This window comes from Spirosoma migulaei, assembly GCF_054776855.1.
In genome coordinates this window covers 156,511-182,666 of record NZ_BAAHBG010000022.1, presented here as the reverse complement: position 1 = coordinate 182,666, position 26,156 = coordinate 156,511, and the positions used below count along the sequence as shown (strand labels likewise).

Here is a 26,156-nt window from a genome sequence, read left to right as displayed (position 1 = left end):
GATAAATTCTAAACCAAAACTGACAGGGTTTTTCGGTAGGATAACGCAATTTTGTAACGAAACGATTCTCGAACTTACACCAATCATTATTGGTTTTCAAATTAACGAAGTAAACCCCATTATGAATAACGAAAAAGAATTCCGCAATTTCGCGGTGCATCACATGGGCCTCAATGGCCTGACAGTAGATGGTTACGTAAAACACACTGTCGAAAATCAACAGGTTGAAAACATGACCCGTTCGGTTATTGAAGAACGGCCAATGAATTTCCGGGAAGTAGACGTGTTCTCGCGCCTGATGGCCGACCGTATTATTTTTATGGGTCTGCCAGTTGATGATAATATTGCCAACATCATTGTGGCTCAGTTATTATTCCTGGAATCGGCTGATCCGAAAAAAGATATCCTGATGTATTTGAACAGCCCTGGTGGTTCGGTCTACGCTGGCCTGGGTATTTACGATACCATGCAGTACGTTCGGCCCGACGTGGCTACGGTTTGTACCAGCCTTGCTGCTTCCATGGGTGCTGTGTTACTGGCTGGTGGCGCTGCCGGAAAGCGTTCTGCTTTACCACACGCCCGGGTCATGATCCACCAGCCATCGGGTGGTGCTCAGGGAACCTCGAAAGATATGCAGGTGACCATGAAGGAAATGCTTGAACTGGAAAAAGATCTGTATCGGATTTTGGCCAGCCATTCAGGCCGTACCTACGAAGAAATCGAACAGGCCTCTGACCGTGATAAATGGTTCCGGGCCGAAGAAGCCAAAGAATATGGCTTGATCGACGAAGTTCTTCGCCGGGAAAAGTAAGCTGAGTTACGAGCTACGGTTTACGACCGCGCGGGCGGCCCCGTTACGATTTTTTGCTGACGCCAGAGTCAAACCGTAAATCGTAGCTCATAAAGCAATAAGTTTGACCGTTTGCTTGCCAGTTAATAACTTTGCTATCGACAAATGGCTCAGGTTCGCCTGAGTCATTTTTTTTCTGCCGAAATTTAGGGTAACAAAGTGTCTTTACGATCTGTTAATTCAAATCGGGTTATAAGCATACCGCTCTTATAAATCCGCTAACCCCCAACTTATTCACACTGCAAACGTTCATGCCACAAATTAGTTGCTCGTTCTGTGGACGGCGCAAAAACGAGGTGATGCTGCTACTGTCCGGCATCGACGCACACATCTGTAACTACTGTATCGAGCAGGGGCATCAGGTGGTACTGGAAGAAATGCGCCCCAAAAAGAGCGAACCAACCGAGGTGAAGATCAATCTCATCAAGCCGGTTGATATGAAGCGTCACCTTGACCAATACGTAATTGGGCAGGACGACGCCAAGAAATCCATCACTGTTGCCGTTTACAATCATTACAAACGATTGATGCAGCCAAAAACCGATGATGACGTGACGATTGAAAAATCGAATATCATCATGGTGGGCGAAACAGGTACGGGTAAAACATACCTTGCCCGATCTATTGCCAAAATCCTTGAAGTGCCCTTCTGCATTGCCGATGCTACGGTAATTACAGAAGCCGGTTACGTTGGCGAAGATGTAGAAACGATTCTGACCCGATTGCTGCAAGCTGCCGATTACAATGTTGAAGCGGCTGAACGAGGTATTGTTTATATTGATGAGATCGATAAAATTGCCCGTAAGTCAGATAATCCCAGCATCACCCGTGATGTGAGCGGAGAGGGGGTTCAACAGGCGTTGTTAAAACTTCTGGAAGGGTCGGTTGTGAATGTGCCACCACAGGGTGGACGTAAGCACCCTGATCAACGACTAATCGCGTTGAATACCGAAAATATTCTGTTTATCTGCGGGGGGGCGTTTGATGGCATCGAGCGGCATATCGCCAAACGAATCAATACGCGCCCAATAGGTTTTTCCGGGGATCGTCGTTTGAATGACACACTTGAGAAAGGACATCTGATGCGGTATATTTCGGCCCTTGATCTGAAATCGTTCGGGTTAATTCCAGAACTGATTGGCCGATTACCGGTCCTTACCCACCTCGAACCGCTCGATCGTTCGGCGTTGATGCAGATTTTGACTGAACCCAAAAATGCTATCACCAAGCAATACGACAAGCTCTTCCAGATGGAAGGCATTACGCTTCACTGGGACCCAACGGCATTAAATTACATTGTTGATCAGGCCCTGCAATATGGACTTGGTGCACGGGGACTGCGCTCTATCTGCGAGTCTATTATTACCGACGCTATGTTTGAGATGCCTTCGCAAACGGGTATAAAAGAGTTAACCGTTAGTCTGGAATACGCTCGTGAAAAATTTGGTAAAACCAGCACGTACCAACTTCGCTCGGTAGCATAAGTACATACAGATAGCCTCAGAAAACCCGCTACTTCTATTCTGAAGTGGCGGGTTTTTTTATGGAATACTGTTTTTTAGAAAACTTGCCTGTCAATGGATAGTTAGTATGTTTATTACGAAAGATTTATTACTTACCATCGACTACATTTCCTATGAGAATTACTACCTGCCAACTTCCTGGAAGTTTGCTATTACTCGCGTTGATTACTTCGTGTAACCGACCAGTTGCCTATTTTCAACCAAACCTTCGTGAGCACAGTGTGGCTACACATACGGCTGCTGAACCTCCGGTTGCCGACCCGACTTCATTGGAACAGGCTCCGGTTGTGGTGGCTAGCCTTGCCCAACAGCCCAGTCAGGCCAACTCTACGCCAAACAGAGTTAATGTGCTAGCTAGCACGAACAAACTAGCTGCCCCTAAAACTAGTCAACTGCGACTATATAAGATGCGTACATTATTGGCTTCCACGTCAAGTAAAACCAGCGTTGGACCTAATGAAACAGCAGCGCCCAGGAAGATGACATTTGTAGAGCGGTTGATGGTGAAGAAATTGAATACTAAAATCAGAAGACAACTCGCCCCCAATAACCCCGAAAAAACGTGGGCTAGTAAGAGTATTCTGGCTATAGGAGCGGTCCTATTGCTGGGTGGTATTTTGCTGTTGGCCTTTACAACGGGAAGCGGGTTTGCCCTTGGTGCTATTGCAGTAGCTGCGGGTTTAGTTCTCCTATTGGTTGAGCTATTGTAGAGCTGATTTTACTTATTTTCAATAACCTCCCAACAATCGAATAAAGTTGTAGTTGTTGAAGATGATATCTTAATCGTTCACGTTAATTCTCACCTTATGAACACATTCTCCAAACAACTTTTCACGGCACTTTTTGGGTTAGTTATTCTGGCTTCGTGTAGCCGTCCTGTCGCTTATTTCCAGCCCACTGCACGTGAACATAGTGTGTCTACAGTTCCTCAGGCGGCCCCAATTGTTGCCGATCAAACTCCTGCCGATCAGACCCCTGCTGTGGCTGTTAGCCCTGCCCAACAACTTGCCCAGGCAAATTCGACACTAAACGAGGTGGATGCACTGGTAAGTACCAACAACAAACTGGCTGCTAACAAAACAGTGCAGAAACGTCTGAATCGCGTTCGTGCCCTGTTGGCTTCCGCGTCCACTAAAGCCAGTCTGAATCCTACTGAGGTAGCCGCGCCCAAAAAGATGAATTTGATGGAGCGGCTGATGGTGAAAAAAATGAACAAGAAAATCAGCAAGCAACTCGCGCCCAATAATCCTGACAAAACAATGATGAATTCCGGCACGCTGGCCACGGGTGCTGTACTCGTTATTGTTGGTTTGCTGCTAATCTTATTGACAACGGGTACGGCCTTTACCGTCGGTGTGATTGCTTTATTAGCTGGGGCTGTTCTACTGCTGGTGGGTCTGCTGTAACTGGTTTATAATCAGAGTCGCTAGTATAGACTTTTTGCTGTTAATCAACTAGTATCGCAAAAATTTTTGTCTGTAAGCGATTATTTTTTCTTACTTAGTACAACAAATACAAAAAGCTGTAGTTGTTGGGATGATACCTCAATCGTTCAAATTTAACCCCTTTTCTATGAGAGCGCTTTCCAAGTACCTCTTTGCTGCCTGCATGGGCACTGTTATTCTTTCGTCTTGTAGCCGTCCTGTCGCCTATTTTCAACCTAGTGCGCGCGAACAGTTTAAATCGACCCAACCTGAAGCAGTTGCTACTGTAACGCCTGTTGAAGCGGTAAAACCTACGGAAGTGGTGCTCTCGACTCCTGAAGCAACGCCCGCTCCAGCCTCGGCTGAACAGCTTGCGCAAGCTAAACAAGCGGTAAGTCAGATTGAAGCCTACGTTCGGAATGACAGCAAATTGGCTTCAAACAAAAAACTGACCCAACGGGTGGCTCGTTTGAACCAACTAATGGCCTCAACCAGCGAGAAAGCACTAACGTCGACCAACGTAACGTCTGCCAAGAAACTAACGTTGATGGAGCGGACAATGCTTAAGAAAATGGATAAAAAAATCAAGAGCCATGTTGCTCCTGACCAAACCAAGGTCATGAATTCTAATGTGCGGCTTGGGCTTATTATCGGTATTATTGGCCTATTGTTGCTGTTATTAGGTGGTGGTACTGCTCTAGGAGTTATTGGCCTTATCGGCTTTATCGTCGGTCTGGTACTTATTCTGCTTGGCGTGATTAACGCATAAAGGAAACAAATCAATTTTTTGGAATGAGCCAATCATCGTCAATTTGTCTCATCCACGGTCACGGCGTAGATGCTTCCATCTGGGATAGCGTCTACGCCGATCTGATTTTGGATGTTCCAGTACTCAAGCCTGATTTCTCCAGAGTAACCAATCATCTGACTATTGAAGCCTATGCGGAGGATTTGTATGGGCACATCAGGGCATTGCAGGTTGAAAAAGTGGTGCTGGTGGGCCATTCGATGGGTGGCTATATGGCACTGGCCTTTGCCGAGCAACATCCCGAATTGGTACAGGGACTTGTTTTATATCACTCCACAGCCACTGCCGACGATGATACCCGGAAGGAAGCGCGTCAACAGGCGATTGAGGGTCTAAAAACACAGGGTACGGCTCCATTCATTCAGAAACAATTGCCGAAGATGGTGGCCCCGGATTATCCGCCAGAAAAAACGCAGGTCTTGGTGGAGCAATTTCTGAGTTTACCGGCCGATGCATTGATTGCCGGTATATCGGCTATTGCCAGCCGCCCCGACCGAACACAGGTGTTACGGGATGCCAAATTTCCGATTTTACTCGCTCTTGGTCGGGAAGATCAACTGATACCCTATCAAAAAACGGCTCAGTTAGCCAGTTTGTCGGATCGTATCCGTGTAGCAACTATTGAGCAGGCTGGCCATTTGAGTATGATTGAGCAGCCCGCTGAATCTGTCCGTGTCCTTCGGTCATTTTTGGATCGACTCTGAGCGTACGGCAACAAATCATAAAAATGAGGGAGTCTACGGGCTCCCTTTTTGTGTTTTAAGCCCATTTTAAACCGATTATCCGTAAACTTGCAACTCGTTTATGGTCAGGCCCTGATTGAACGAAATGACTCAGGGTATTTAAGCATCAAAAGAATGGCAGAGCTTTTTAACGTTTATCCGTTATACGATATTGAACCTGTTCGCGCGCAGGGTAGCTACCTTTGGGATGTCAATGGCACCCGGTATTTAGACCTTTACGGCGGTCATGCCGTAATTTCGGTTGGGCATACACATCCTCGGTATGTACAGGCGCTGACCGATCAACTGCACAAAATTTCGTTTTACTCGAACTCCGTCCGGATTCCGCAGCAACAGGAATTAGCTGATAAACTGGGCGATCTGTCTGGCCACCCGGATTATGCTTTATTTCTGTGTAACTCGGGGGCGGAGGCTAACGAAAATGCACTCAAACTGGCATCGTTTCATAATGGACGGACAAAGGTAGTTGCCTTCACGAAGTCGTTTCATGGTCGTACGGCGGGCGCTGTTGCCGTTACCGATAATCCGGCTATTGTTGCTCCGGTCAATTACAACCAGCACGTCAGCTTTTTGCCGTACAACAATGCCGAAGCTGCCAAAGCGGGCATTACGTCCGATACCTGTGCGGTCATCGTGGAGGGGATTCAGGGTGTTGGGGGTATTCAGGTAGCAACGGATGAGTTTTTACAAGTGCTGCGTCAGCGCTGCGATGAAACGGGTGCCGTACTTATTCTGGATGGTGTTCAGTGTGGTTATGGCCGGTCGGGTAAGTTCTTTTCGCACCAATTCAGTGGCATCGAAGCTGATATTATTTCGATGGCCAAGGGAATGGGCAATGGTTTCCCAATTGGGGGTATTTTGATCTCGCCCAAGTTTAAAGCCAGTTACGGGCTGTTAGGTACTACGTTCGGTGGAAACCACCTGGCCTGCACTGCCGGTATTGCTGTGTTAGACATCATGAAGGAAGAAGGGCTCCTGGAAAATGCGACCCGTATGGGGAACTACTTCATGGAGGGTATTCGGCAGATTGGTGGCTACAAGGAGTTACGTGGCCGGGGGCTGATGATTGGGATTGAATATGACTTCCCTGTTGATTCGCTACGAAAAACGCTGTTGTTCGAACACAAGCAATTTACGGGAGTGGCTGGTAAAACCATCATTCGCTTGCTACCATCACTGGCTATTGGTGTTGATGAAGCGGATATGTTCCTGGAAGCGCTGGAGAAATGCCTAAACACAGAGAAAACTGAGGCATAACAGAGCGTACAGAGGAATATGAATGATAACCAGATAACAGAGTCTATTATTGGTTGTGCAATGAATGTACACCGTCGTTTGGGGCCTGGATTATTAGAGTCAGCTTACGAAGAATGCATAGCCTATGAAATGGATAAAGCTCGTATGTTTTTTGAGCGTCAAAAAGCTATGCCAATCGTTTACGACGAAATAAAACTGGATACTGGTTATCGAATAGACTTACTAGTTGAACATAGAATAGTTGTTGAATTAAAAGCAGTTGAAACGCTAACGGATGTTCATGTTGCTCAGATTATGACGTATCTACGATTATCTAATTGCAGATTTGGTCTTCTAATAAATTTTAATGTTACACTACTAAAAAATGGCCTTAAGCGAGTGGTTAATGGATATTGACCTCCGTTTTCTCTGTATTAATCTCCGTTTCTCTGTGTTTAAAAAATAAATGACCAATTTTCTCTCCCTTGCCGACGTCAGCAATATTGACGCCCTTATCCAGTCTGGCCTCGATGCCAAAGCCAATCCTTTTGCCGATCAACTGCTCGGTAAGAATAAAACCATTGGCCTGATTTTCTTTAACTCCAGTCTGCGGACGCGGATGAGCACTCAGAAGGCGGCCCAAAACCTTGGCATGCATGTAATGACCATGAACGTGGGTCAGGATAGCTGGGGGCTGGAAATGGAAGAAGGCGTACTGATGAATGGCGATAAAGCCGAACACGTTCGTGAAGCTGCTGCTGTAATGGGACGCTATTGCAACATCATCGGGATTCGGGCTTTTGCTGAACTTAAAGATCGGGATAAAGACTATCGGGAACAGGTGATGCATCAGTTCGCGAAATATGCCAAAGTGCCTATTGTAAACCTGGAATCGGCTACGCGCCACCCTTTACAATCGCTCGCCGACTGTATCACTATTGAAGAAGCGAAACAGAAGTCTTCACTTATACCCGCTCGTCCGAAGGTGGTGCTGACCTGGTTGCCGCATTTTAAACCGTTGCCGCAAGCAGTAGCCAACTCGTTTGCTGAATGGATGAATGCCCGCAACGTTGAGTTTTTCATTACACACCCGGAAGGCTACGAACTAGCTCCTGAGTTTGTTGGGAATGCCCGCGTAACGCATAACCAGAGTGAAGCCTTTGAAGGTGCTGACTTCATTTATGGGAAAAACTGGTCGTCGTATACGCACTACGGGCAGGTACTCACACAGGACCCATCCTGGGCGGTAACAATGGACGACCTAAACCTGACAAACAACGGCCGATTTATGCATTGCTTACCCGTTCGACGTAATCTGAAAGTATCGGATGCGGTGCTGGATAGCCCTCAATCACTCGTCATTGAGCAGGCTGCTAACCGGGAATGGTCAGCGCAGGCAGTTTTGAAAGAAATTTTAAGAAAAATGTAAACGCAAAGGCGCAAGGGTAAGCGCAAAGATCGCAAAGAAGGCTCTCTACAACTTTGCGATCTTTGCGCTTACCCTTGCGCCTTTGCGTTTTATAAAAAACATGGATAACCTCACAGTAATTAAAATTGGCGGAAACGTCATTGATGACCCGACTGCCCTTAAACGGTTTCTAACGGCCTTTGCAGGTCTGTCGGGCTCAAAGCTTCTTGTACATGGCGGGGGAAAGATAGCTACGCAGGTTGCTGATAAACTTGGCATTGAAACCACTATGGTTGAAGGTCGACGCATAACTGACCAGCCTATGCTCGATGTGGTAACCATGGTGTATGGCGGTCTTGTTAATAAACAGATCGTGGCTAAGCTCCAGGCATTAGACATTAATGCTATTGGCTTAACGGGTGCCGACGGTGGTACGGTTTTGGCCAAAAAACGCCCGGTAAAAGATATTGACTATGGCATGGTTGGGGATATTGAGGAGGTTGATTCCGGTCAGATTCAATTTTTCCTGCGCCAAGATTTAACACCTGTGTTTGCCCCAATCACCTACAGCGCTGCTGGTGAGTTACTGAACACCAATGCCGATACAATGGCTTCGGCAATTGCTGTTGATATGGCCGTGCATAACAACGTAACACTGATTTATTGTTTTGAGAAAAAGGGTGTCTTGAGAGATCCTACAGATGACAATAGCGTTATCCATGAGCTTACGCCTGCCCTTTATGCTAACTATAAGACGGCTGGGGCAATTAACAAAGGCATGATTCCAAAATTAGATAATGCCTTTAACGCATTGGTCAACGGGGTGTCGAAGGTAATCATCTGCCATGCGGATGAACTGGCCAAAGCGGTAAATCAGGGAGCAGGGACTACGTTGATACTAGGTAAATCCTAATAAGTGGAGTGGGTGGAGTAAGTGTAATAGGTACATTATCCGTACTACACTTACTCCACCCACTCCACTTTTTTTTTACTTACTCCACCAATCACCTTTCCAACAAATGAGCAACGCGCCGGATGCCCATAAAACGTCGTTGATAATAACTGGCGTTTAAGTAGTCGTAGCGAACACCACCATTCCAGGCAGAGTGAATGAATTTAACCTGATCGCCAATTACTTCGGTAATTAAACCGACATGGCCAATCCGATTGCCTCCTGCGCTGTGCCCTTTAAAAAGGATCAGGTCACCAGGCTGGGCGGCCTCTTTATCAACAGCTTCGCCTACGTTACCTTGAGCAGCACTGGAGTGGGGAAGCGAAATGCCGAATTTAGTGAAGCAGAAACGCGTGAAGCCTGAGCAGTCGAAGCCGCGGGTAGTTGTGCCGCCCGAGCGATAGCGAATAGAAAGGTGCCCTTTAGCGTAGTTGATGACGTCATTAACGAGCGGAATCTGCTCGTAGAAACTCGGCTTGCTTGAAGTTACGGTGGGTACCTCTGTTACGGTAGGTACGGTTTGAGCTTGAACGATGCCAAACGAGACAGTACAAACTACTGCCAGGAGCATTTTTCTCATCATAGAAGTAGGTCAAATCCAAGTTACATAGCATAAAAGTATCGATATAGGGGCAAACTACCTATTCAATGAGGAATATTTTCCACATTTTTTTTTCAACTTTTTTTGTGCCAGAGTTAACAAGTAACTGACCGTAAACTAATTACTATGATAAATCTTCTGTTATTTATTTTACTATCCAGAAAATGCTGGCCGTTATCTTAAAATACGTGTGGGTCTAAAGCAGTTCATAGACTACTTTAGACCCACTACAAAACTTCATCTATGGCTTGGCTCAGAACCAGCCTGCGCCAATAATACGGAATGGCCAGGGAATGGAAGCCAGAATAAGCAACAGACCCAAGCCATAGAAAATGCCTACCAGACGTTGCTTGGTTGTAGCATCAGATGCTCGTTTGGAACGGGAATAACCAATGGTAATGAGTATGATCGCAATCAACATACCGGTAGTGTGCTCTACACTGTAGAAACGGTAGAGTTTTTCGCTCATCATACTGAAATTCACTTTTGGGCTGATGAATAAAAGAATCAGGCCTATTATCAATTGGGTGTGAATGGAAATTAGGGTGAACAGGTATAATTTGCGGTTGCCATCGGTATAACCGCTACGACCCTGCCACTTGCCAATGGCGGTGATAACAGCAACCAGTAACAGAATAAGGGCTACCCAGCGAAGCCCCGAGTGGGCGTGTACTAATCCAGAATACATAACTTGGTCAGTTTAACGGACAATTTGGTTTCTGAAAGCAAAGAAACAACCAAACCGCCAACTTACCTTGTCGATTGCTTGTTTGTCTTATCTATGATTCTTTACAATACTACCTATAGCGTTGCCAACGAAGTTGCAGAGGACTGGCTTCGCTGGATGAAGCGATTCTTTCTACCTGCCGCCGTAGCCACGAACCTACCCGTCGGGCATCGGGTTTTACGCTTGCTGACCGAACTCGATAATGGAGGTACGACCTATTCAATCCAACTTGATTTCGACTCTCTGGAGTCCTACACGACTTATCAGGAGCTTCATGCAGATGCCCTGCGCCAGCGGATTCAGCACCGATTCGGCAATCAATTTGTCTCCTTCGATACCTTTTTGGAGGACGCTTAAAAGGAGTGAAGAGTGAATAATGAAGAATAAACCGAACTCTATTCTTCATTATTCACTCTTCACTCCTTTTCTTTTTTTATCGACCGTCAATAGAAACGCAGGGAGCAGGATCAGATTAGAGGCCATCCCCATCAGTAGGGTAATGGATACCAGTATACCCAAGGCAACGGTCCCCTGAAACGTGGAGGCTGCAAAAATGGCGAAGCCCGCAAACAGAATCATGGCCGTATAAAACATGCTGATACCTGTATAGCGTATCGTTTCTGAAATGGCCCGATCCAGGCTAAGTTTCTGGTTGCGCAGTTCATCCCGGTACTTGGTAACGAAATAGATGGTCCCATCCGAGGAAATGCCAAAAGCGATACTGAAAATCAGAATCGTGGATGGTTTAAGGTGAATGCCGCAGAATCCCATAATGCCTGCCGTCACAATCAGGGGTACCACACTGGGCAGAATGGCAATCAGGCTCAGGCGAATGTCGCGAAGCAGAATAATAAGAATGATCGAAACCAGTAAGACGGCTAATACGGTACTCTCGGCAAGGTTCTTAAGCAGGTAGTCATTGCCACGCGTAAACACTACACTGTTGCCTGTAATGTTCACCTCATACTGTTCATTAGTTGCAACGCGCTTACCAGTTGCCCGGTCTATATTGAATATAGAATCGGCTTTGGGCTGGAGCTCATTCAACAGTTGTGTGGTGCGAACTGTGCCCACATCGGGCATCTGGAAACTGATGCGGGTATATTGGAACGTAGTATCCATATACGCCTTGAAGGCAGATCCTCCAGCCGCATTCTTTGCGCCTTTCAACTGGGGAACATAACTCGCTAACTGGCTCAGTTCAAGCGCACCGGGCAGTGCAAAATATTTTGGATCGCCCCCCCGATACGACTGATAAAAAAACTTGATGGCTTCTACCAGCGAGAGTGGTCGTGTAAATTCATTGTAGGTATTGAATTCCCGTTCGAGTACCTTGATTTTGGTTAGTGTTTGCGGAGTGAGTACACGCCCAGGTCGCTTTGTATCAATGCTCACTTCAAACGGCATGACACCCTTGAACCGGCTTTCAATAAACTTTAAGTCGGTATAGATCGGATCATTCTTCGGTAAATCATCGACTACATACCCAATTGGATTGATGCGTAATGCGCCCACAATGGCAACAGCTGTTAGAAGGCCAATGAACGTATATATGGCTGTCCGACGGGTATGAACCAGATGGTTGACCCAGGTCAGGAACCCACTCACCTGCCGACGCTCTAAATGCCCGCGTTGTTTCGGGGAAGGAACGGGTAGATAACTGAATATAATGGGAATCAGAATCAGCGAGACGACATAGGTGGTCATGATGCCAAATGCCGCCACCAGCCCGAATTGCAGTAGGAGAGGGCTACCTGTGAAATAAAACACGAAGAAGCCAATACTGGTAGTTACGTTGGCAAAAAAGGTAGTTTCGCCAACCTTCTCAGTTGCAATAAGTAAGGCCTGGTGCTGGCTCCGGTTTCGATTTAGTTCTTCATGATAGCGATTCAGTAGAAAAATAGTGTTCGGGACACCAATCACAATAATGAGCGGAGGAAGCAGACCTGTTAGTAGGGTAATATCGTATCCAAACAAAACGATGTAGCCCAGGTTCCAGATAACGCCCAGACCTACTACGATCAGAGCCGCCAGCATGACGGTTAGCGAGCGAAAAAAGTAAACCAGAATCAGGCCCGTTACCAGAAAAGCCAGGCCCATAAACAGGGTCATTTCTTTGCTGACTTTGGCCGAAAATTCCGTGCGGATATACGGCATTCCCGACATATGCACCGACCCGTCAGCTCCCAATAGTGTATGCTGTCTGCCGAACGAATCGGCTACGGCCTCTACCTGACGAACCAGTGCAATTCGATTTTTAGTATTCACAACCTTCTGATCGAATGTTATGGCCATCAGATGTGCCCGCCCACTACTGTCGCTTACCAGACCCCGGTAAAAGGGTAACGAGGCAATTCGTTCACGCAGGCTATCCAACCCAGTCTGTGTTGTAAGTGGGCGTGATACTAAGGGCCAAATCCGGAACGTGTGCGCCGAATCATCGCGGACAATACCAAACAGATTGGCATTCGACACGACATCTTTAACGCCCTCAATTTTTCGGATTTTCTGACTCAGCGTATACCAACTGTTGAAGAATCCAAGCTGGTACATGCTATCAGTTTCAATACACAGCACCATGACACTACCATCCTGCCCAAAACGCGATTTGAAGGCTTCATATCGCTGAAAGTCGGGGTCAGTAACGGGGAGAATTTTAGCTAATTCGTAGGAGAGTTTGACCTTACTGGCCTGATACCCCATAAAGGCCGTACCGAGTAATACGACTACAATTAAGGCTATTCTATTACTTAAAATGTACGATGAGATACGGTGCCAGATCATTCCTGATTAACGCAAAGTAAGTCCGAAAGGTACGCAAAAACACTTTAGCAGATTTTTTCTCATGTGCACAATGGGGTTTTGGGCGTACCTATTCAAGGAACGATGTAGTAATCTGGCTGACTATTTCGCCGATTTGTCTTAAACTGGAAACGGTAATCTTATGGTATAAAATCATCAAAAGTCTCTTAGTATATACGTATTGGTAATCTAATTAATAAGATTATTACGAAAACGCCTTTTAGTAGAAATCGACTATGGCTAATATTATATAGTGTATCTTGAGTTTTTTAACCAGCTAGCCAGTTATTTATGCCTAAAATCTACGCGAAGCGTTCTGGCCAATTTGGTAGTCGATTTTTCTATCTATTGATCAGTAGTTTAGTTGCTCTACCGTTTGTCGCAACAGCTCAGCTGATTAACCCACCTTTATTTCAGTGTGCAACGGAAAGCCTTTCACCTGCCGACCGGCAGGCCCTTGAAGCCGAAGCGGCCCTGGCTCTTCGCTTAAAACAAGCCTTTGGCCCTTCTTTTGTCTCCCTAACGTATGTGCCCATCAGACCACATATTATCCGAAAATCGGATGGTACAGGGGGCTACAGTATGTCTAGTTTGAATAATGTGATGGCCCTGACCAATAAATATTATCTCCAGAATGGAAATGGCATTCAATTTTATTTTTCAGGTACCACGCCTGATTATATAGACAGTGATGTCTTATATGCTCAGTATCGTCAGAATGCTGATGATGCTACCGTGGCCCCGCGTGATGTGACAAATGCATTAAACCAGTACTACGTTCACCAATTTGACAACGCTAGTCTGGGTGGTTATGCCCAATTCCCCGCGAATACGGTAGCTTCTACCCGTACAATCATTCTGGATGAAGGCTCTGATGACGATATGGGTAATCGATTAATACCCCATGAGTTAGGGCATACCTTTAACTTGTTGCATACTCATGAGCCATTCTATGGGTATGAACGGGTGACGCGTGGTGCCGGGGCCAACTGCACAACCACCGGCGATTTGGTCTGTGATACACCCGCCGATCCCTATGGGCGGTACGCGGGTGCAAATTATGCCTGTATATCTGGATGCCCACCCTCTTATACGTGTACCTTCGTTGACGATCAGAATAATCTCTATACGCCTTCGCCTACCAATCTTATGTCGTATTATTTCCCGTGCGTACATGATTTTACCGCAGGGCAATATGATCGCATTCAGGCTGGTCTGGCCACGCGTCAGAACCACACCGCTTACACACTCGATGCTCCGGAAACAGCCATGGCGGCCCCTTCAACTGTTGTAGCCACTATACAGGGTAGCGGCATCGTAATTACCTGGCAAGATAACTCCAGTACAGAAATGGGCTATTTCATCGAGCGGTCCACTTTTCCCACAACAGGATTTGTCCCAATAGGTGGAGTAGCGCCTAATATCACTACGTTTACCGATAGGTCGTTCACATCCCAAACCCGGTATTACTATCGGATTAAAGCATCTAATACAACTACGGGAAGTACTAGTATAGCAGCTACAGTGGTTGCTCCCGATTGTCGTCCCTCATTTGCGAATGATGGTTGCCCGTATGCAATTAACATAACGGGTGTAACAGTAAACGGCGCAACCTTAAGTCAAAATTCGGGCTGTTCGCCCAGTAGCAGCAGTTACTATACATCATTTACCGCCGTTAGCGGAACCGTTACTGCCGGGCAATCCTCCACCTTTACTGTTACGAAAGGTACATTTAACCCAATGGGTGGCACTATTTGGGTTGATTTAAACAATAACGGCTTGTTTGAAACGAACGAACGGCTCTATCAAATGCCGGGAGTAAATATGGCCAGTACATTTTCGGGTAGTCTGACTATACCGGCCAGTACTACAGCCAGTACGGTCGCCATGCGGGTTGTAGTTGCTTTTTCAACCGTTCCTTCCGACCCATGCGGAAGTTATTCATATGGTGAAACAGAAGATTATGTATTGGTTGTTAAGCCAGCCTGTAGTGCACCCGTTGCCAGCCTCGCTGGAACAACTACTATTACGGCTGGGCAAACGGCTACACTTATGGTCAGTTTAACCGGAGCCGCTCCTTTTTCACTGACTGTTAACTCCAGCAGCAGTCCGCCTATCACCTATACCGGTATTCCTGCGTCGCCATTTAGTTTCACGGTGGCTCCAACTGTTAGCACCACCTATACAGTAGGACAAGTATCCATTGGCTGTAGTAGCGGTACCGTGAGCGGTACCGCCATCGTTACGGTCAACGCCTGCACAACAATGTACACCCTTAAAGTAGGTAACTGGGACGATCCCACTGTTTGGTCATGTAACCATATTCCTTCCCAAACGGACCAGGTGCAGATAGGTCATGCTATAGTTGTACCAACTAGCTTTGTAGCCAGAGCCTTACGTGTTGACTACAGTATCGGGGGACTTTTGACTATTAGCCCAACGGCCCAGTTGCGCTTGGGACCGTAAGCAATGCAACCTGTTTGTTAGGACGATTCAGTGCTACCTGATTACGTGAGAAACTGATCAAGCATCTTTTTACGACATTTGTTGTTAGGGAGTCTATACCCATTAAATGGAAGTACTATGAACATCGCGAAATGGTTTTTCTATTTAGTTGTTGGTTGCCTGTCCTGTTCACAATCGTCAACTACCCCCGAGCCAGAAATAACGATTGATGGACCATATCGGGTAACAGCCACGTTGAATGACTCAACCTGGTATGGGGCCGCTGATGCCTCTAAAACGATTGGGTTAACTGGCGAAACCAGTTGTACCAAAAATAGAATTGACGTTAAGTTCTCCACCGATTTGCCGTTTTCCAATACTACCCCAAAGCAAGCCGCAACCGGTTGCGTAGGCAATTGTGTACCCACTCAAATACTGGTATTTCACAATATTCCGTTGGCTGTTGGAAAGTATCTGGTCTCCGATCTAAACGCATGTGCTGGGGCGGCAGGTGGTGTTTCCTATTTTCTGCTTCTTGGTGGAGACAGCATTATAAAAACCTACACCTCTCAGGCAAATAGTATCGGTTGGATTCAGATTACAGGGTATAGTGCAAGCCAACAGGCCGTCCAGGGTACGTTCGAAATTGAACTGACGGATATAACAGCACCTACCGTTCGATTCAAAAACGGTAGCTTCAAAGCCTTACTGAACTAGTAAGCATCAGTTTATTGTACGCTTGGAACTTAGCGTTACAGGAATGCCAATTATAGTGCACAGTTAAGGAAGGACTCTTTTAAAAGACGCTGTCTGCATTCTAGCTGCTACAACTACTCACTACCTGCCTTCGACTAAAAATTTTATAGGCTATCTTGTAGATTATAGGGAAAAATAAAGTATTAGTTGGATAATAGTTTGTTCGATTGCCTTATTCGGCTCCTAAGCAATTAAATTATACTGTTAGGCCAAACAAAAGGGGGCATTAGCCGATTATAGTTGTAGATTAAATAGCATTCAGTACGATAAACTAACTCAACCGGTATGACAACTCATGTAAACTATAGTGGAATTACGAATCAAGGCGAACCGCGGTTAAAGGTATGGGAGCATAATCCCAAAAATGTAGCGTTTGTCGGTGACTATCTACCCAGACAGTGCGGCATTGCTACATTCACATCGGATCTTTATACTTCATATAATGCATTTATTCCTAATTCCAATGCTTTAGTTATATCAGTAAACGATACCCTTGAGGGCTATGATTATCCGTCAGAAGTCCGCTATGATTTTTATCAGCATGATCAGAACGCGTATCGCAAAGCTGCCGAATTTCTAAATTCAAAAGATGTCGATGTGGTTTGTCTGCAACACGAATACGGCATTTATGGTGGTTCGGCGGGAAGTTATATCTTGACGCTGCTGCGTAATCTGACCATGCCTGTGGTCACTACGTTTCATACCATTTTGAAAGACCCCAATGAAGAACAGTTGGTGGTGTTGAAAAGCATTGCCGATTTATCATCAAGGGTGATTTGTATGAGTGAAAAAGGCCGGGATTTTCTGATTAATATCTACGAGATTCCCGACGAAAAAATCGACGTTATTCCACACGGTATTCCTGATATGCCTTTTGTTGATCCTCATTTTTACAAGGACAAATTTGGCATGGAAGGCAAACAAACGCTATTGACATTCGGCTTGCTTTCGCCCAATAAAGGCATTGAAAATGTAATTCGGGCGCTGCCCCGTATTGTGGAGCAATGCCCCAATGTGGTGTATATGGTGTTGGGAGCTACTCATCCGCACCTGCTCAAACATGAGGGAGAAGCCTACCGCGATAGCCTGAAAAAATTAGCCGCCGATTTGGGGGTTCGGGATCATATCCGATTCTATAACCAGTTTGTTGAGTTGGAGGATTTGCGCGAATACCTTGGTTCTGCCGATATCTACATTACGCCTTATTTGAATCCGGCTCAGATTACGTCGGGGACCTTATCCTATGCTTTTGGCTGCGGGAAAGCGGTGATCTCGACACCTTACTGGCATGCCGAAGAATTGCTGGCCGAAGGCAGAGGAATGCTAGTGCCCTTTGGTGATTCAGAAGCTATTGCTGATCAGGTTATTACGATGCTGACTGACGAACCGGCGCGGCATTCGATTCGGAAGAAGGCGTATATGATGGGCCGTGAGATGATCTGGGAACGGGTTATTCAGTCGTATGCCCATTCATTTACACAAGCCCGGCAGGAACGAATGAGTACCATTAACAGTCAGGTGCCGTATGCAATGGGTGCGCATAGTAATGCCGCATTTAAACTGCCAGCGCTTCGGCTCGATCACCTGTTCCGCTTAACCGATTCAACGGGTATTGTGCAGCACGCACGACATCACCTGCCCTATTACGAAGAAGGCTATTGCACCGACGATAACGCTCGGGCGCTGATTCTGACGCAGATTTTGCAGGAGGCTGGACTAAGCGACGCTAAACTGGCCCGTACCGCCGACAACTATTGTGCGTTCATTAATCATGCCTATACACACGATTATCGACGGTTCCGTAACTTCATGAGTTATGACCGGCGCTGGCTCGAAGAGGTGGGTTCCGACGATAGCACAGGCCGTACCATCTGGGCATTAGGTACCTGTATCGGTCGGGCTACGGATCGGAATACCGTGAGCTGGGCTATGAATCTTTTTGAAAAAGTATTGCCGAGTGTTGTTACAATGACATCACCCCGTGCCTGGGCGTTCTCGTTGCTGGGTATTCACGAATATCAGAAGAAATTCAACGATGATCGGCTGGCTAAAACCATTCAGCGGCAATTACTCGATAAGCTGGTGTTTCGTTACACCGAAACCGCCACAGAAGAATGGCCGTGGTTTGAAAACACGTTGTCGTACGACAATGCTGTATTGGTTCATGCGCTGCTACGTTCTGGCGATGAGCGGTTTATCCAAATGGGGCTTACATCACTTCGGTGGTTGATAAACTTACAGACGGCCACCTATGGCCATTTTCAGCCAATTGGCTCAAATGGATTTTATACAAAAGGTCAACCTCGTGCTTATTTCGATCAGCAACCACTCGAAGCACAGAGTACGGTGTCTGTTTGTTTGGCGGCCTTTGAGGTAACGGGCGATGCTGAATGGCAACGGACGGCTATCCGGGTGTTCAAGTGGTTTACGGGCTTTAATGACCTTGGCCTGCCGTTGTATGATCAGCAAACTGGTGGTTGTCGGGATGGGTTGCATATCGACCGGGTCAATCAGAACCAGGGGGCGGAGTCCAGCCTATCCTATTTGATTGCCCTGGCAGAATTGCATCTGGCCCAAAAGAAGCGAGCTGAACCAAAACCGGTGAATGTTGAAATGCCCGCTTTACTGAATGGGTAATTTGTCAACCAGTTGTACCGTTTATCAGTTGGACAGCTACTATATTTGCTCCTATACGAACCGGGGAGTTGTCCGCTCGACTACCTTACTTACTGATACTGATGAGTATAAAAGCCACCCGAACAGGCATTGTTCTGCGGCCCGATCCTACGCGAGTGTTGTTTCGCCCGTTTGAACTGGGCAGCGCTACCCGTACCCTGAAAATTATTGCCCGAGTTGGCAGCATGACCGACGAAGAAGCCGAACAGAAACTCGATGAAGTGATTCGCGAATTCGGTGGGCGTCATTATAAACTCGAACGGTTTTTGTTACAGCGATTTGACCAGATTAAATCGCAGTTATTAACCGATGAGCCACTTACTGAGGACCGAAAGCTGTTGCTAGGGGCGTATTTCACCATGGAATATTCGCTCGAATCGGCTGCACTTTTCAATCCGTCGATGATCTGGCACCCCGATCAGACCAATGTGCCGCCTGGATTCAAGCGGTTCATTTTAAGTTTGCGGGCAACGGGAGAGGGGCACGTATCGTCGATTTCATTCCGTATGGGCTATATCGACGAAAACGGGAAAATCGTGTTACGGAAGCCATCCCGCTATGTCACATCGCCCGATATGGTTCCCAATCATGTCTTTAACCGGTCTGTATTTGAGCGTAAACTCTATGAGTTGCGGTTGGAAAACAGCATTCAGGAAAAAATGATGGCGGGCCTCGGTGATGAATTTAGTCTCCTTGAACTGGAAGCCCAGATTAAACGGGTATCGGCTCAATTTCGCTACAATGCAGAATATGAGACCATTGCGAGCGGACTGTTGGCACTGGCTAAATCGAACTACGAAGTTCACTTTGAGGATGACCAGAGCTTAGATGAGCGGTGCATTTTTCCGACTTCGCCCAATGAAACAAACGGCATTGAGGATGCGCGGTTTGTACAGTTCACGGACGATGATGGTCAGATAACGTACTATGCCACCTATACGGCCTATAATGGAAAAGTAACGTTTCCGCAACTGCTGGAAACCAAAGATTTTACCCATTTCAGTGTGAGTACCCTTAACGGGGCCGAAGTCTCTAATAAAGGCATGGCTCTGTTTCCACGTAAAGTCAATGGTAAATATGCTATGATTTCACGGCAGGACGGGGAAAATATCTACCTGATGTATTCCGATGATTTGTATTTCTGGCAGACGAAAGACATACTGCTCAAGCCGACCTACCATTGGGAATACGTACAGTTAGGCAACTGTGGTTCACCCATCGAAACGGAAGCAGGTTGGCTGGTGCTGAGCCATGGGGTAGGACCTATGCGGAAGTATGCCATTGGCGCTTTTCTCCTCGACCTTAACGACCCCAGCAAAGTAATTGGCCGCACTGCCGAACCAATCCTTAGCCCTGATGAGAATGAACGGGAGGGCTATGTTCCCAATGTGGTCTATAGCTGTGGGGCGCTTATCAACAACGATGAATTGATCATTCCCTATGCCATGGCCGACTACGCCAGTAGCTTTGCTACGGTGAATGTAAAGGAACTTCTGGCCGAGCTAACCGGGGAAACTAAGCCGGCAACGGTTACTAACGAGGTAGTTGCTTAAGCTTTTCGTTCTTCGTTCTCACTCGGCGTAGCCAAGCGAGAACAAAAAAGCCAGTTACGAATTCGTAACTGGCTTTTTTGTTAAAAATCACTCTTTACTTCGTTAGTGAAACGACCAGGATCTGCGTATGATAATTAGCACTAATAACTACATTGCTGGGTACGGTTGTAATGCTAATGGGTATCGCATAAGGGCCACCCGTTGCTGGTACCTGTGTACCAACAACGTTGACGTTCACCGTAGCAATGCGCTGACCGGCTGCCACCGTCACCATAGGATTGGGTAACTGGAACGCAGCTGCTGGTGGAATCGTATACGAAGTTTTATTTGCTGTATTGTAAGCCGTCAGGGCTGCCTGATCAATGGCAACGGTAACAGGAACATCCTGCGATGGCGGATTGGGCGACGCAATATTAATGTCGACTGGAGCTACAAGTGATGTGCTGGTAGCCGAAACCGTTACCGTTTTAAGAATACTTCGGTTGGCCACATAGGGAATTTCGGCTACGTAGCCTGCTCCCGCGAAATCGACAAAGTGTTCGTCGTCTTTGAGGCACGAAGTCAGACCAACTGCCAAACTTGCGGCCACGATAATACTAAATAACTTGTTCATGGTTGTTTGCTTGTTTTGGGTGGCTTACTTTTCCCAGAATATTTTGCTTGTAAACTGATTGATAGTACCTTGAGCGCCTACGTTAAATGCGTTATTGCTATACTCTGAGGTGGGATAAAGCAACCGAAGTGGAATTTGCTTCACTGTGGTGCTTGGGTCCTGCGAGATTGGAATCGTAATGGGTAATCCCAGCCGACGATAATCCGACCAGGCTTCAAAGGGCGCTGTGCTATTTTCCGAAGCCCATTTCTGAGTAATAATCGCTTCGATCTTGTTAGTCGATGCATCCCAGTTTACGTCATTCAAACCCGCTTGAGAGTAATACGCAACTGCTTCAGCTGCGGTACGGCCTACGTTAATGAATGACTCCGTAATAGCTGACTGGTACAAGGTTTTTGGGTCGCCCGTAATCCAGCCCCGTTGTGCGGCTTCTGCCTGCATAAACAGGCTTTCGTGCGATAGTAAAATCGGCGAAGGTTGGTCAACACTCGTTAAAACGCCTGGGCCTATATCCGATACCTGGCTGTTTACCAATACATCGGTAGTGCCAAAGTAGGTGCCATTAAATGTGCTGGTTGTACCCGCAACGGGTCTATAATAGGCACCCAACCGAGGGTCATTTGTACTTTTATAGAACGTGATTCCGTACAGATTTCCTTTGAACTGGTTGTTCAGCGTTGTTGGATTACCATTAATCGCGTAAAATGCCCCGAACAACGGATTCTGCATGTTTTGGGAATTCGTATAGCCTGGATTTACACTTGCATTTTCGCCCGCGCCCAAAAAGCTATAACCTGAAGCTTTAATAGTGGCTAACTGCGTTTGAATGAACGAAGCGCGGTCGGTTTTTTCCGATTGACGAAGCAGCATCCGTAACTTAAGGGTGTTGGCAAACTTGAGCCACTTATTGATATCCCCCTGGAACATGATATCGTTTGGTCCCGGATTAAGCGTGCCATCACCTTTGCCCAACAGAACTATTGCAGCGTCGATCTGCTTGAACAAGTCGTCATAAATATCCTGTGCTTTGTCGTAAGTAGGTAGAATATTAGCCGTGCCCTGTAAAGCCGATGTATAAGGAACATCGCCGTAGGTATCGACCAAAATCTGAAAATGCAGGGCTTTCATGATTTTGGCCATGCCCTGTAAAAGTGGTTGCCCCAGCGTAGCCGCCTGATTCTCTACATAATTGTAGTTTTTCAGATTGAGGTAAGCGCTTGTCCAGACGCTGTTGTTGAACGCTTGGGTGAACTGGTAGTTTTTATCCGATGTAGCAATCGAATAGTTACCACTCCAGTTCCAGTAACCCATCCACAAATTCAGGAAATAGAAGCTACCGGCGGCACCACTAGGCGCATTGCCCGTAAGATACCAACCCGTTGTAGCCAGTGCGTCGGGTAACACCAGTTGTGGTGTAGCCGCTGTTACCTGGTTCGGGTTATTATTAACGTCGAGATAGTCGCTTTTGCAGCCCGCCACTACGGCCAGCAGTACAGCTAGCATGCCAGCTGTTAGTCGTTTTATATAAATCATTGTTGTTTGCTGAATTAAGTTCTTAAAAACCAAAACTGAGCCGGAATCCATAAAGCCGAGTTGGGGGCGTCTGGTATTCGGTTGTGGTACCTACCGCGTTACTGGTATCGTTGGCATTTGAGCCACCCGAAAATTCAGGATCGGTGAATACATTTGTTTTAGGTCGAAGCATAATCAGGTTTCGGCCCGTCAGCGCAATGTTCAGCGACTTAATGAATTTGGTGTAATTCATTATCTTGCTCGGAATGTTGTAGCTCAGCACAACTTCACGAAGCTTCCAGAAGTCGGCACTTGTTACGTAACTATAGGCAGCATTATGGTAGCCAGAATTAGTCCAGAACACGAGATTACCATCTTTGGTAGTCACATTCGTATTTGGGTTGATACTGGCTGTAGTAATGCCATCTGGGTTATTGGTTACAATCACCGAGTTCGGGAACACAAAGTTTTGCCGTCCAGCATAAGTCGACCGGATGCCTGCTCCCGTAAATTCGAGCGCATTTCCCAAAGCGTTATAGATAACAGCACCACCACGGTACTCAACCACAGCTGCCAGAGTCAATCCTTTGAATTTAAAGGTATTGGTTAGGCCGAAGCGATATTTCGGTTGCGTTGTACCCGCATATTTAAGGTTGGGGTCCAGCAGGGGATAGCCCGTTGCGTCAACAACAGGTCGGCCAGTATATTGCCCACTTGCATCGTAGTTAGGGGCTTTCGGATCGGTCGATTGTACTCGCTGGATATCGCTGACAAATAACGCTGGGTACGCATACCCTTTGGCCGCATATACGTTCGAGGCTCCGCCCGATAAAGTTGGCCGATAGGGGTCAGTTCCGTAAGGAATATTAATGCGGGGTAGATCCTGATACAAGTCCGTTACCTTGCTTTCCAGATACGTGAAGTTGGCATTAACATCCCAGGTAAAACCTCCCGTATTGACTAGCGGTCGGATGGTGCGTAAATCCAGTTCAAAGCCCTGGTTTTGCATGGTGCCTGTGTTAATCAAAGCCGTGGAGTAGCCCGTTGCCTGCGATATCCCAATCGGAACGGTCTGATTCGTCGTCAGCGTATTATAGTATACAGCTTCGAAATTGAACCGGTCAAACAAGCCTAATTCTATCCCGACTTCCCGGCTGTTCGTGAACTCAGGCTTCAAGTTTGGGTCGTTCTGCTGATTACTTTGTTCAAAACCAGCCTGACTACCAAATGGGAATCCTGTTCCCGGATTGAACACATTCTGTAATTGATACGGAGCAACGTTAACCTGACCAACCTTTGACAAGCTACCCCGAATTTTGGCGTAACTGAGTACAGTATTGCTTTTTAGGGCTGGAATCACTTCGGTTAGCACAACCGATGCATCAACTGCTGGATAAAAGAAGGAACGATTGCTGGGAGCCAATAAGGAAGTCCAGTCATTACGACCCGATGCATGCACGAACAACGCATTTTTATAACCCAGTGTCAGATCGCCAAATACACCCTGTAACCGGCTTTGGCTGCTGTATTCAGCTAACGTAGCGTTCCCCAATCGGTTGGCAACGTTATACGTGCCTGGCACAACAAGCGCCCCTGCATAGTCGTATGTGGTTCGTAAATATTCCTGCCGGGTCTGTTGGCCAAGAATCAGCTTGGTGGTAAAATCGCCAAAGGTTGGACTCAGGGTAACGAGCAGGTCACCCGTGAAGCGCGTTTTTAACTGAGTAGCATCCTGTACACTGGCATTCGTGTGACCACCTGCTGATGAGGCAATATTGCCCGCTTCCCAGGGATCACCGGTAGCATAATCCGAGAACGTTACATCAGCAATGTGGGCTTTCAACTGCGAATTATATACCTGACCGCCAACCCGGTATAATACACTCAACCAGTTTGTGAACTTATACGCTACATCGGCCGATCCCTGAATGGTATACAGGTCCGTAATCTTCCGCGAATTGTCACCCGTTATTTGCCAGTAAGGATTTGGATAATAAGCGTTGTAGTAGCCATTGACATCGCCGTAGGGAGAGGTAATGTCGTTGAGTGGATAACTATTCAGCGGAGCCTGTGGCTGCTGATTCAGTACGTTCCAGTACACAGGGCGGTTTTGGTTGAAGTCGCCATTCTCGGTATTCGTATTCTGATACGAAAACTGTACGCCTGCATTGGCGGTAAACTTATCGACCGCCCGACCTCCTTTAATACTGATGTTGGTCCGCTGATACTTATCGTTCGGTACCACCCCTTTCTGATCCACACGCTGTAAACTCAACCCAAAATAATTGAGGTTATCGCCGATGCGGTACGAAATATCATGCTGTTGCGTAACACCGGTGTTAAAGAAGGCCTTACGGGGATCTTTTGACGGGGCTGAATACGGAATTTTGAGCGTATCGAGCCGAACGTTTCCATTCGCATCCCGAATCTGAACACCGTATCCAAGCGGCTGAATCGAGCCGTCGAACGGGGTTCCAAACTGCTGATTTTCGTAAGGCACGTACGTTCGAGCGTAGTTACGATCATAAAACGGAACGCCTTCACCACCATTAGCGCCAAACTGAGTTTGTAGTCCGGGCATATAGGAAATGCTCTCGAACTGCGTATTGTTCGTGTAGGTAATCTGTGGCTTGTTGTTTTGCGTGCCTCGTTTCGTGGTAATGATGAGGGCGCCATTCGATGCATCGGAGCCGTAGAGAGCGGCTGCGCTCGGTCCTTTTAGTACAGTAGTCTGATCAATATCATTCGGATTAATTGATGTTAAGAAAGAGATGTCTGATATAACGCCATCGACAATCAGTAAGGCCTGATTATTACCGAGAAAGGATCGGTTACCGCGTAAGGTAAGCCGGACGCCCGCTCCTACACCGTTATTGGTTGTATTGATTTGCAGACCCGAAACCTTACCGGTTAATCCGTTGGCCACGTTGATTGGCGCTGCCTGGGTAATTTGAGCATTACTAATACGGGCAATTGATGTCCCGATCTCTCGCTCTGTACGCTGAATACCAAAGCCAGTTACCACAACCTCATTTAGGGTAGAAGCATCAGCAGCTAAAACGACATTGATGGTGCTTTGGCTACCCACAACGATGTCCTGCGATTTGAACCCAACAAATGAGAATGTTAGGGTAGTATTTGGCTCTACGTTGAGCCGGTAATTCCCATTCACATCGGTGGTTGTACCTCGGCTGGTACCCTTTACAACAACACTCACACCTGGCAGACCAGACCCATCATCGGATGATGTCACTCGTCCCGTTACAGCCGCTTCCTGTGCCAGCAATGGCAGACAGGAAAAGAGCGAAAGTAACCAACTTAGAATTAGAACTTTTCTCATAAAGTTGACAGCGTTTAAATTAAGAAATTAATAAAAATTATAGCCATGTTAACGAAGTGTTAAAATGTAACTAATTGCAAATTAAGTAAATAAATTTAATGCAAAAGGCCTTTCACAACTATGGGGAAGCTTCTAATAAAATTGTATTTTTAGGTGAAAATACTTAGGTAGGTCGATAGAGAATACT

Annotated in this window: 21 protein-coding genes; 15 read left to right on the top strand and 6 right to left on the bottom strand. The window is 46.6% G+C overall.

The genetic code is table 11. The features are described from left to right. Window positions 1-121 precede the first annotated feature (121 nt). The 10 genes from ACYVGO_RS22015 to argB all read left to right on the top strand — a co-directional run bounded on the left by ACYVGO_RS22015 (window position 122) and on the right by argB (window position 8,905). Entirely contained in the window at window positions 122-811 is a 690-nt protein-coding gene (locus ACYVGO_RS22015) for a ClpP family protease (protein ID WP_142771944.1), read from the top strand. 290 nt (window positions 812-1,101) lie between these two features. Then, entirely contained in the window at window positions 1,102-2,334 is a 1,233-nt protein-coding gene (clpX, locus tag ACYVGO_RS22010; protein ID WP_142771945.1) for an ATP-dependent Clp protease ATP-binding subunit ClpX, read from the top strand. Window positions 2,335-2,486: 152 nt separating this feature from the next. Beyond that, a complete protein-coding gene (locus ACYVGO_RS22005) occupies window positions 2,487-3,083 on the top strand; it encodes a hypothetical protein (protein WP_460971119.1) in 597 nt (198 codons plus the stop codon). A 96-nt stretch (window positions 3,084-3,179) separates the two neighbouring features. Further along, window positions 3,180-3,779 carry a hypothetical protein gene (locus ACYVGO_RS22000; protein WP_460971117.1) on the top strand — a complete coding sequence of 200 codons (600 nt, stop codon included), beginning with the start codon at window positions 3,180-3,182 and terminating at the stop codon, window positions 3,777-3,779. Between the two features lie 166 nt (window positions 3,780-3,945). After that, entirely contained in the window at window positions 3,946-4,566 is a 621-nt protein-coding gene (locus tag ACYVGO_RS21995; protein WP_460971116.1) for a hypothetical protein, read from the top strand. Between the two features lie 23 nt (window positions 4,567-4,589). Next, on the top strand, window positions 4,590-5,309 hold the full coding sequence (locus ACYVGO_RS21990; RefSeq protein WP_460971115.1) for an alpha/beta fold hydrolase: 720 nt from the start codon (window positions 4,590-4,592) through the stop codon (window positions 5,307-5,309). A 153-nt stretch (window positions 5,310-5,462) separates the two neighbouring features. Continuing rightward, the gene (locus ACYVGO_RS21985) at window positions 5,463-6,605 is read left to right on the top strand and encodes an aspartate aminotransferase family protein (RefSeq protein WP_460971114.1); all 1,143 of its coding nucleotides are present in this window, start codon (window positions 5,463-5,465) and stop codon (window positions 6,603-6,605) included. A gap of 18 nt (window positions 6,606-6,623) precedes the next feature. Further along, window positions 6,624-7,001, top strand: coding sequence for a GxxExxY protein (locus ACYVGO_RS21980; protein WP_460971113.1), 378 nt, complete (start codon window positions 6,624-6,626; stop codon window positions 6,999-7,001). A 49-nt stretch (window positions 7,002-7,050) separates the two neighbouring features. Further along, entirely contained in the window at window positions 7,051-8,013 is a 963-nt protein-coding gene (locus tag ACYVGO_RS21975; protein WP_460971112.1) for an N-acetylornithine carbamoyltransferase, read from the top strand. Between the two features lie 100 nt (window positions 8,014-8,113). Then, window positions 8,114-8,905, top strand: a complete 792-nt coding sequence (gene argB, locus ACYVGO_RS21970) for an acetylglutamate kinase (RefSeq protein WP_460971111.1) — start codon at window positions 8,114-8,116, stop codon at window positions 8,903-8,905. A 91-nt stretch (window positions 8,906-8,996) separates the two neighbouring features. On the opposite strand, the gene ACYVGO_RS21965 is transcribed toward argB, so the two are convergent. Further along, window positions 8,997-9,527 carry a C40 family peptidase gene (locus ACYVGO_RS21965; protein WP_460971110.1) on the bottom strand — a complete coding sequence of 177 codons (531 nt, stop codon included), beginning with the start codon at window positions 9,525-9,527 and terminating at the stop codon, window positions 8,997-8,999. A gap of 271 nt (window positions 9,528-9,798) precedes the next feature. Then, window positions 9,799-10,233, bottom strand: a complete 435-nt coding sequence (locus tag ACYVGO_RS21960; protein WP_142771954.1) for a cytochrome B — start codon at window positions 10,231-10,233, stop codon at window positions 9,799-9,801. 93 nt (window positions 10,234-10,326) lie between these two features. Here ACYVGO_RS21960 and ACYVGO_RS21955 point away from each other — a divergent pair, with 93 nt between their 5' ends. After that, window positions 10,327-10,629, top strand: coding sequence for a DUF4286 family protein (locus tag ACYVGO_RS21955; protein ID WP_460971109.1), 303 nt, complete (start codon window positions 10,327-10,329; stop codon window positions 10,627-10,629). A gap of 48 nt (window positions 10,630-10,677) precedes the next feature. On the opposite strand, the gene ACYVGO_RS21950 is transcribed toward ACYVGO_RS21955, so the two are convergent. Continuing rightward, on the bottom strand, window positions 10,678-13,056 hold the full coding sequence (locus ACYVGO_RS21950) for an efflux RND transporter permease subunit (protein WP_460971108.1): 2,379 nt from the start codon (window positions 13,054-13,056) through the stop codon (window positions 10,678-10,680). 309 nt (window positions 13,057-13,365) lie between these two features. On the opposite strand from ACYVGO_RS21950, the gene ACYVGO_RS21945 reads away from it, so the two are divergent. The 4 genes from ACYVGO_RS21945 (at window position 13,366) to ACYVGO_RS21930 (ending at window position 20,504) form a co-directional block, all read left to right on the top strand. Next, window positions 13,366-15,540, top strand: a complete 2,175-nt coding sequence (locus tag ACYVGO_RS21945; protein WP_460971106.1) for a GEVED domain-containing protein — start codon at window positions 13,366-13,368, stop codon at window positions 15,538-15,540. Window positions 15,541-15,657: 117 nt separating this feature from the next. Next, window positions 15,658-16,236, top strand: coding sequence for a hypothetical protein (locus tag ACYVGO_RS21940; RefSeq protein ID WP_460971105.1), 579 nt, complete (start codon window positions 15,658-15,660; stop codon window positions 16,234-16,236). 324 nt (window positions 16,237-16,560) lie between these two features. Then, window positions 16,561-18,912, top strand: a complete 2,352-nt coding sequence (locus tag ACYVGO_RS21935; RefSeq protein WP_142771960.1) for a glycosyltransferase family 4 protein — start codon at window positions 16,561-16,563, stop codon at window positions 18,910-18,912. A gap of 101 nt (window positions 18,913-19,013) precedes the next feature. Further along, window positions 19,014-20,504, top strand: a complete 1,491-nt coding sequence (locus ACYVGO_RS21930; protein ID WP_142771961.1) for a glycoside hydrolase family 130 protein — start codon at window positions 19,014-19,016, stop codon at window positions 20,502-20,504. A gap of 94 nt (window positions 20,505-20,598) precedes the next feature. Here ACYVGO_RS21930 and ACYVGO_RS21925 read toward each other — a convergent pair whose 3' ends face one another. The 3 genes from ACYVGO_RS21925 to ACYVGO_RS21915 are packed head-to-tail and all read right to left on the bottom strand — an operon-like array spanning window position 20,599 to window position 25,969. Beyond that, complete coding sequence (locus ACYVGO_RS21925; RefSeq protein ID WP_142771962.1) at window positions 20,599-21,117, bottom strand: DUF1735 domain-containing protein; 519 nt, start codon at window positions 21,115-21,117, stop codon at window positions 20,599-20,601. Window positions 21,118-21,141: 24 nt separating this feature from the next. Beyond that, window positions 21,142-22,650, bottom strand: coding sequence for a SusD/RagB family nutrient-binding outer membrane lipoprotein (locus tag ACYVGO_RS21920; RefSeq protein ID WP_460971104.1), 1,509 nt, complete (start codon window positions 22,648-22,650; stop codon window positions 21,142-21,144). 22 nt (window positions 22,651-22,672) lie between these two features. Next, window positions 22,673-25,969, bottom strand: coding sequence for a SusC/RagA family TonB-linked outer membrane protein (locus ACYVGO_RS21915; RefSeq protein WP_460971102.1), 3,297 nt, complete (start codon window positions 25,967-25,969; stop codon window positions 22,673-22,675). Window positions 25,970-26,156: the final 187 nt, after the last annotated feature.

Bases quoted from the DNA above. Each gene is read 5' to 3' on its own strand.
- ACYVGO_RS22015 (WP_142771944.1), top strand. From the start codon at position 122: ATGAATAACGAAAAAGAATTCCGCAATTTCGCGGTGCATCACATGGGC.
- clpX (WP_142771945.1), top strand. From the start codon at position 1,102: ATGCCACAAATTAGTTGCTCGTTCTGTGGACGGCGCAAAAACGAGGTG.
- ACYVGO_RS22005 (WP_460971119.1), top strand. From the start codon at position 2,487: ATGAGAATTACTACCTGCCAACTTCCTGGAAGTTTGCTATTACTCGCG.
- ACYVGO_RS22000 (WP_460971117.1), top strand. From the start codon at position 3,180: ATGAACACATTCTCCAAACAACTTTTCACGGCACTTTTTGGGTTAGTT.
- ACYVGO_RS21995 (WP_460971116.1), top strand. From the start codon at position 3,946: ATGAGAGCGCTTTCCAAGTACCTCTTTGCTGCCTGCATGGGCACTGTT.
- ACYVGO_RS21990 (WP_460971115.1), top strand. From the start codon at position 4,590: ATGAGCCAATCATCGTCAATTTGTCTCATCCACGGTCACGGCGTAGAT.
- ACYVGO_RS21985 (WP_460971114.1), top strand. From the start codon at position 5,463: ATGGCAGAGCTTTTTAACGTTTATCCGTTATACGATATTGAACCTGTT.
- ACYVGO_RS21980 (WP_460971113.1), top strand. From the start codon at position 6,624: ATGAATGATAACCAGATAACAGAGTCTATTATTGGTTGTGCAATGAAT.
- ACYVGO_RS21975 (WP_460971112.1), top strand. From the start codon at position 7,051: ATGACCAATTTTCTCTCCCTTGCCGACGTCAGCAATATTGACGCCCTT.
- argB (WP_460971111.1), top strand. From the start codon at position 8,114: ATGGATAACCTCACAGTAATTAAAATTGGCGGAAACGTCATTGATGAC.
- ACYVGO_RS21965 (WP_460971110.1), bottom strand. From the start codon at position 9,527: ATGATGAGAAAAATGCTCCTGGCAGTAGTTTGTACTGTCTCGTTTGGC.
- ACYVGO_RS21960 (WP_142771954.1), bottom strand. From the start codon at position 10,233: ATGTATTCTGGATTAGTACACGCCCACTCGGGGCTTCGCTGGGTAGCC.
- ACYVGO_RS21955 (WP_460971109.1), top strand. From the start codon at position 10,327: ATGATTCTTTACAATACTACCTATAGCGTTGCCAACGAAGTTGCAGAG.
- ACYVGO_RS21950 (WP_460971108.1), bottom strand. From the start codon at position 13,056: ATGATCTGGCACCGTATCTCATCGTACATTTTAAGTAATAGAATAGCC.
- ACYVGO_RS21945 (WP_460971106.1), top strand. From the start codon at position 13,366: ATGCCTAAAATCTACGCGAAGCGTTCTGGCCAATTTGGTAGTCGATTT.
- ACYVGO_RS21940 (WP_460971105.1), top strand. From the start codon at position 15,658: ATGAACATCGCGAAATGGTTTTTCTATTTAGTTGTTGGTTGCCTGTCC.
- ACYVGO_RS21935 (WP_142771960.1), top strand. From the start codon at position 16,561: ATGACAACTCATGTAAACTATAGTGGAATTACGAATCAAGGCGAACCG.
- ACYVGO_RS21930 (WP_142771961.1), top strand. From the start codon at position 19,014: ATGAGTATAAAAGCCACCCGAACAGGCATTGTTCTGCGGCCCGATCCT.
- ACYVGO_RS21925 (WP_142771962.1), bottom strand. From the start codon at position 21,117: ATGAACAAGTTATTTAGTATTATCGTGGCCGCAAGTTTGGCAGTTGGT.
- ACYVGO_RS21920 (WP_460971104.1), bottom strand. From the start codon at position 22,650: ATGATTTATATAAAACGACTAACAGCTGGCATGCTAGCTGTACTGCTG.
- ACYVGO_RS21915 (WP_460971102.1), bottom strand. From the start codon at position 25,969: ATGAGAAAAGTTCTAATTCTAAGTTGGTTACTTTCGCTCTTTTCCTGT.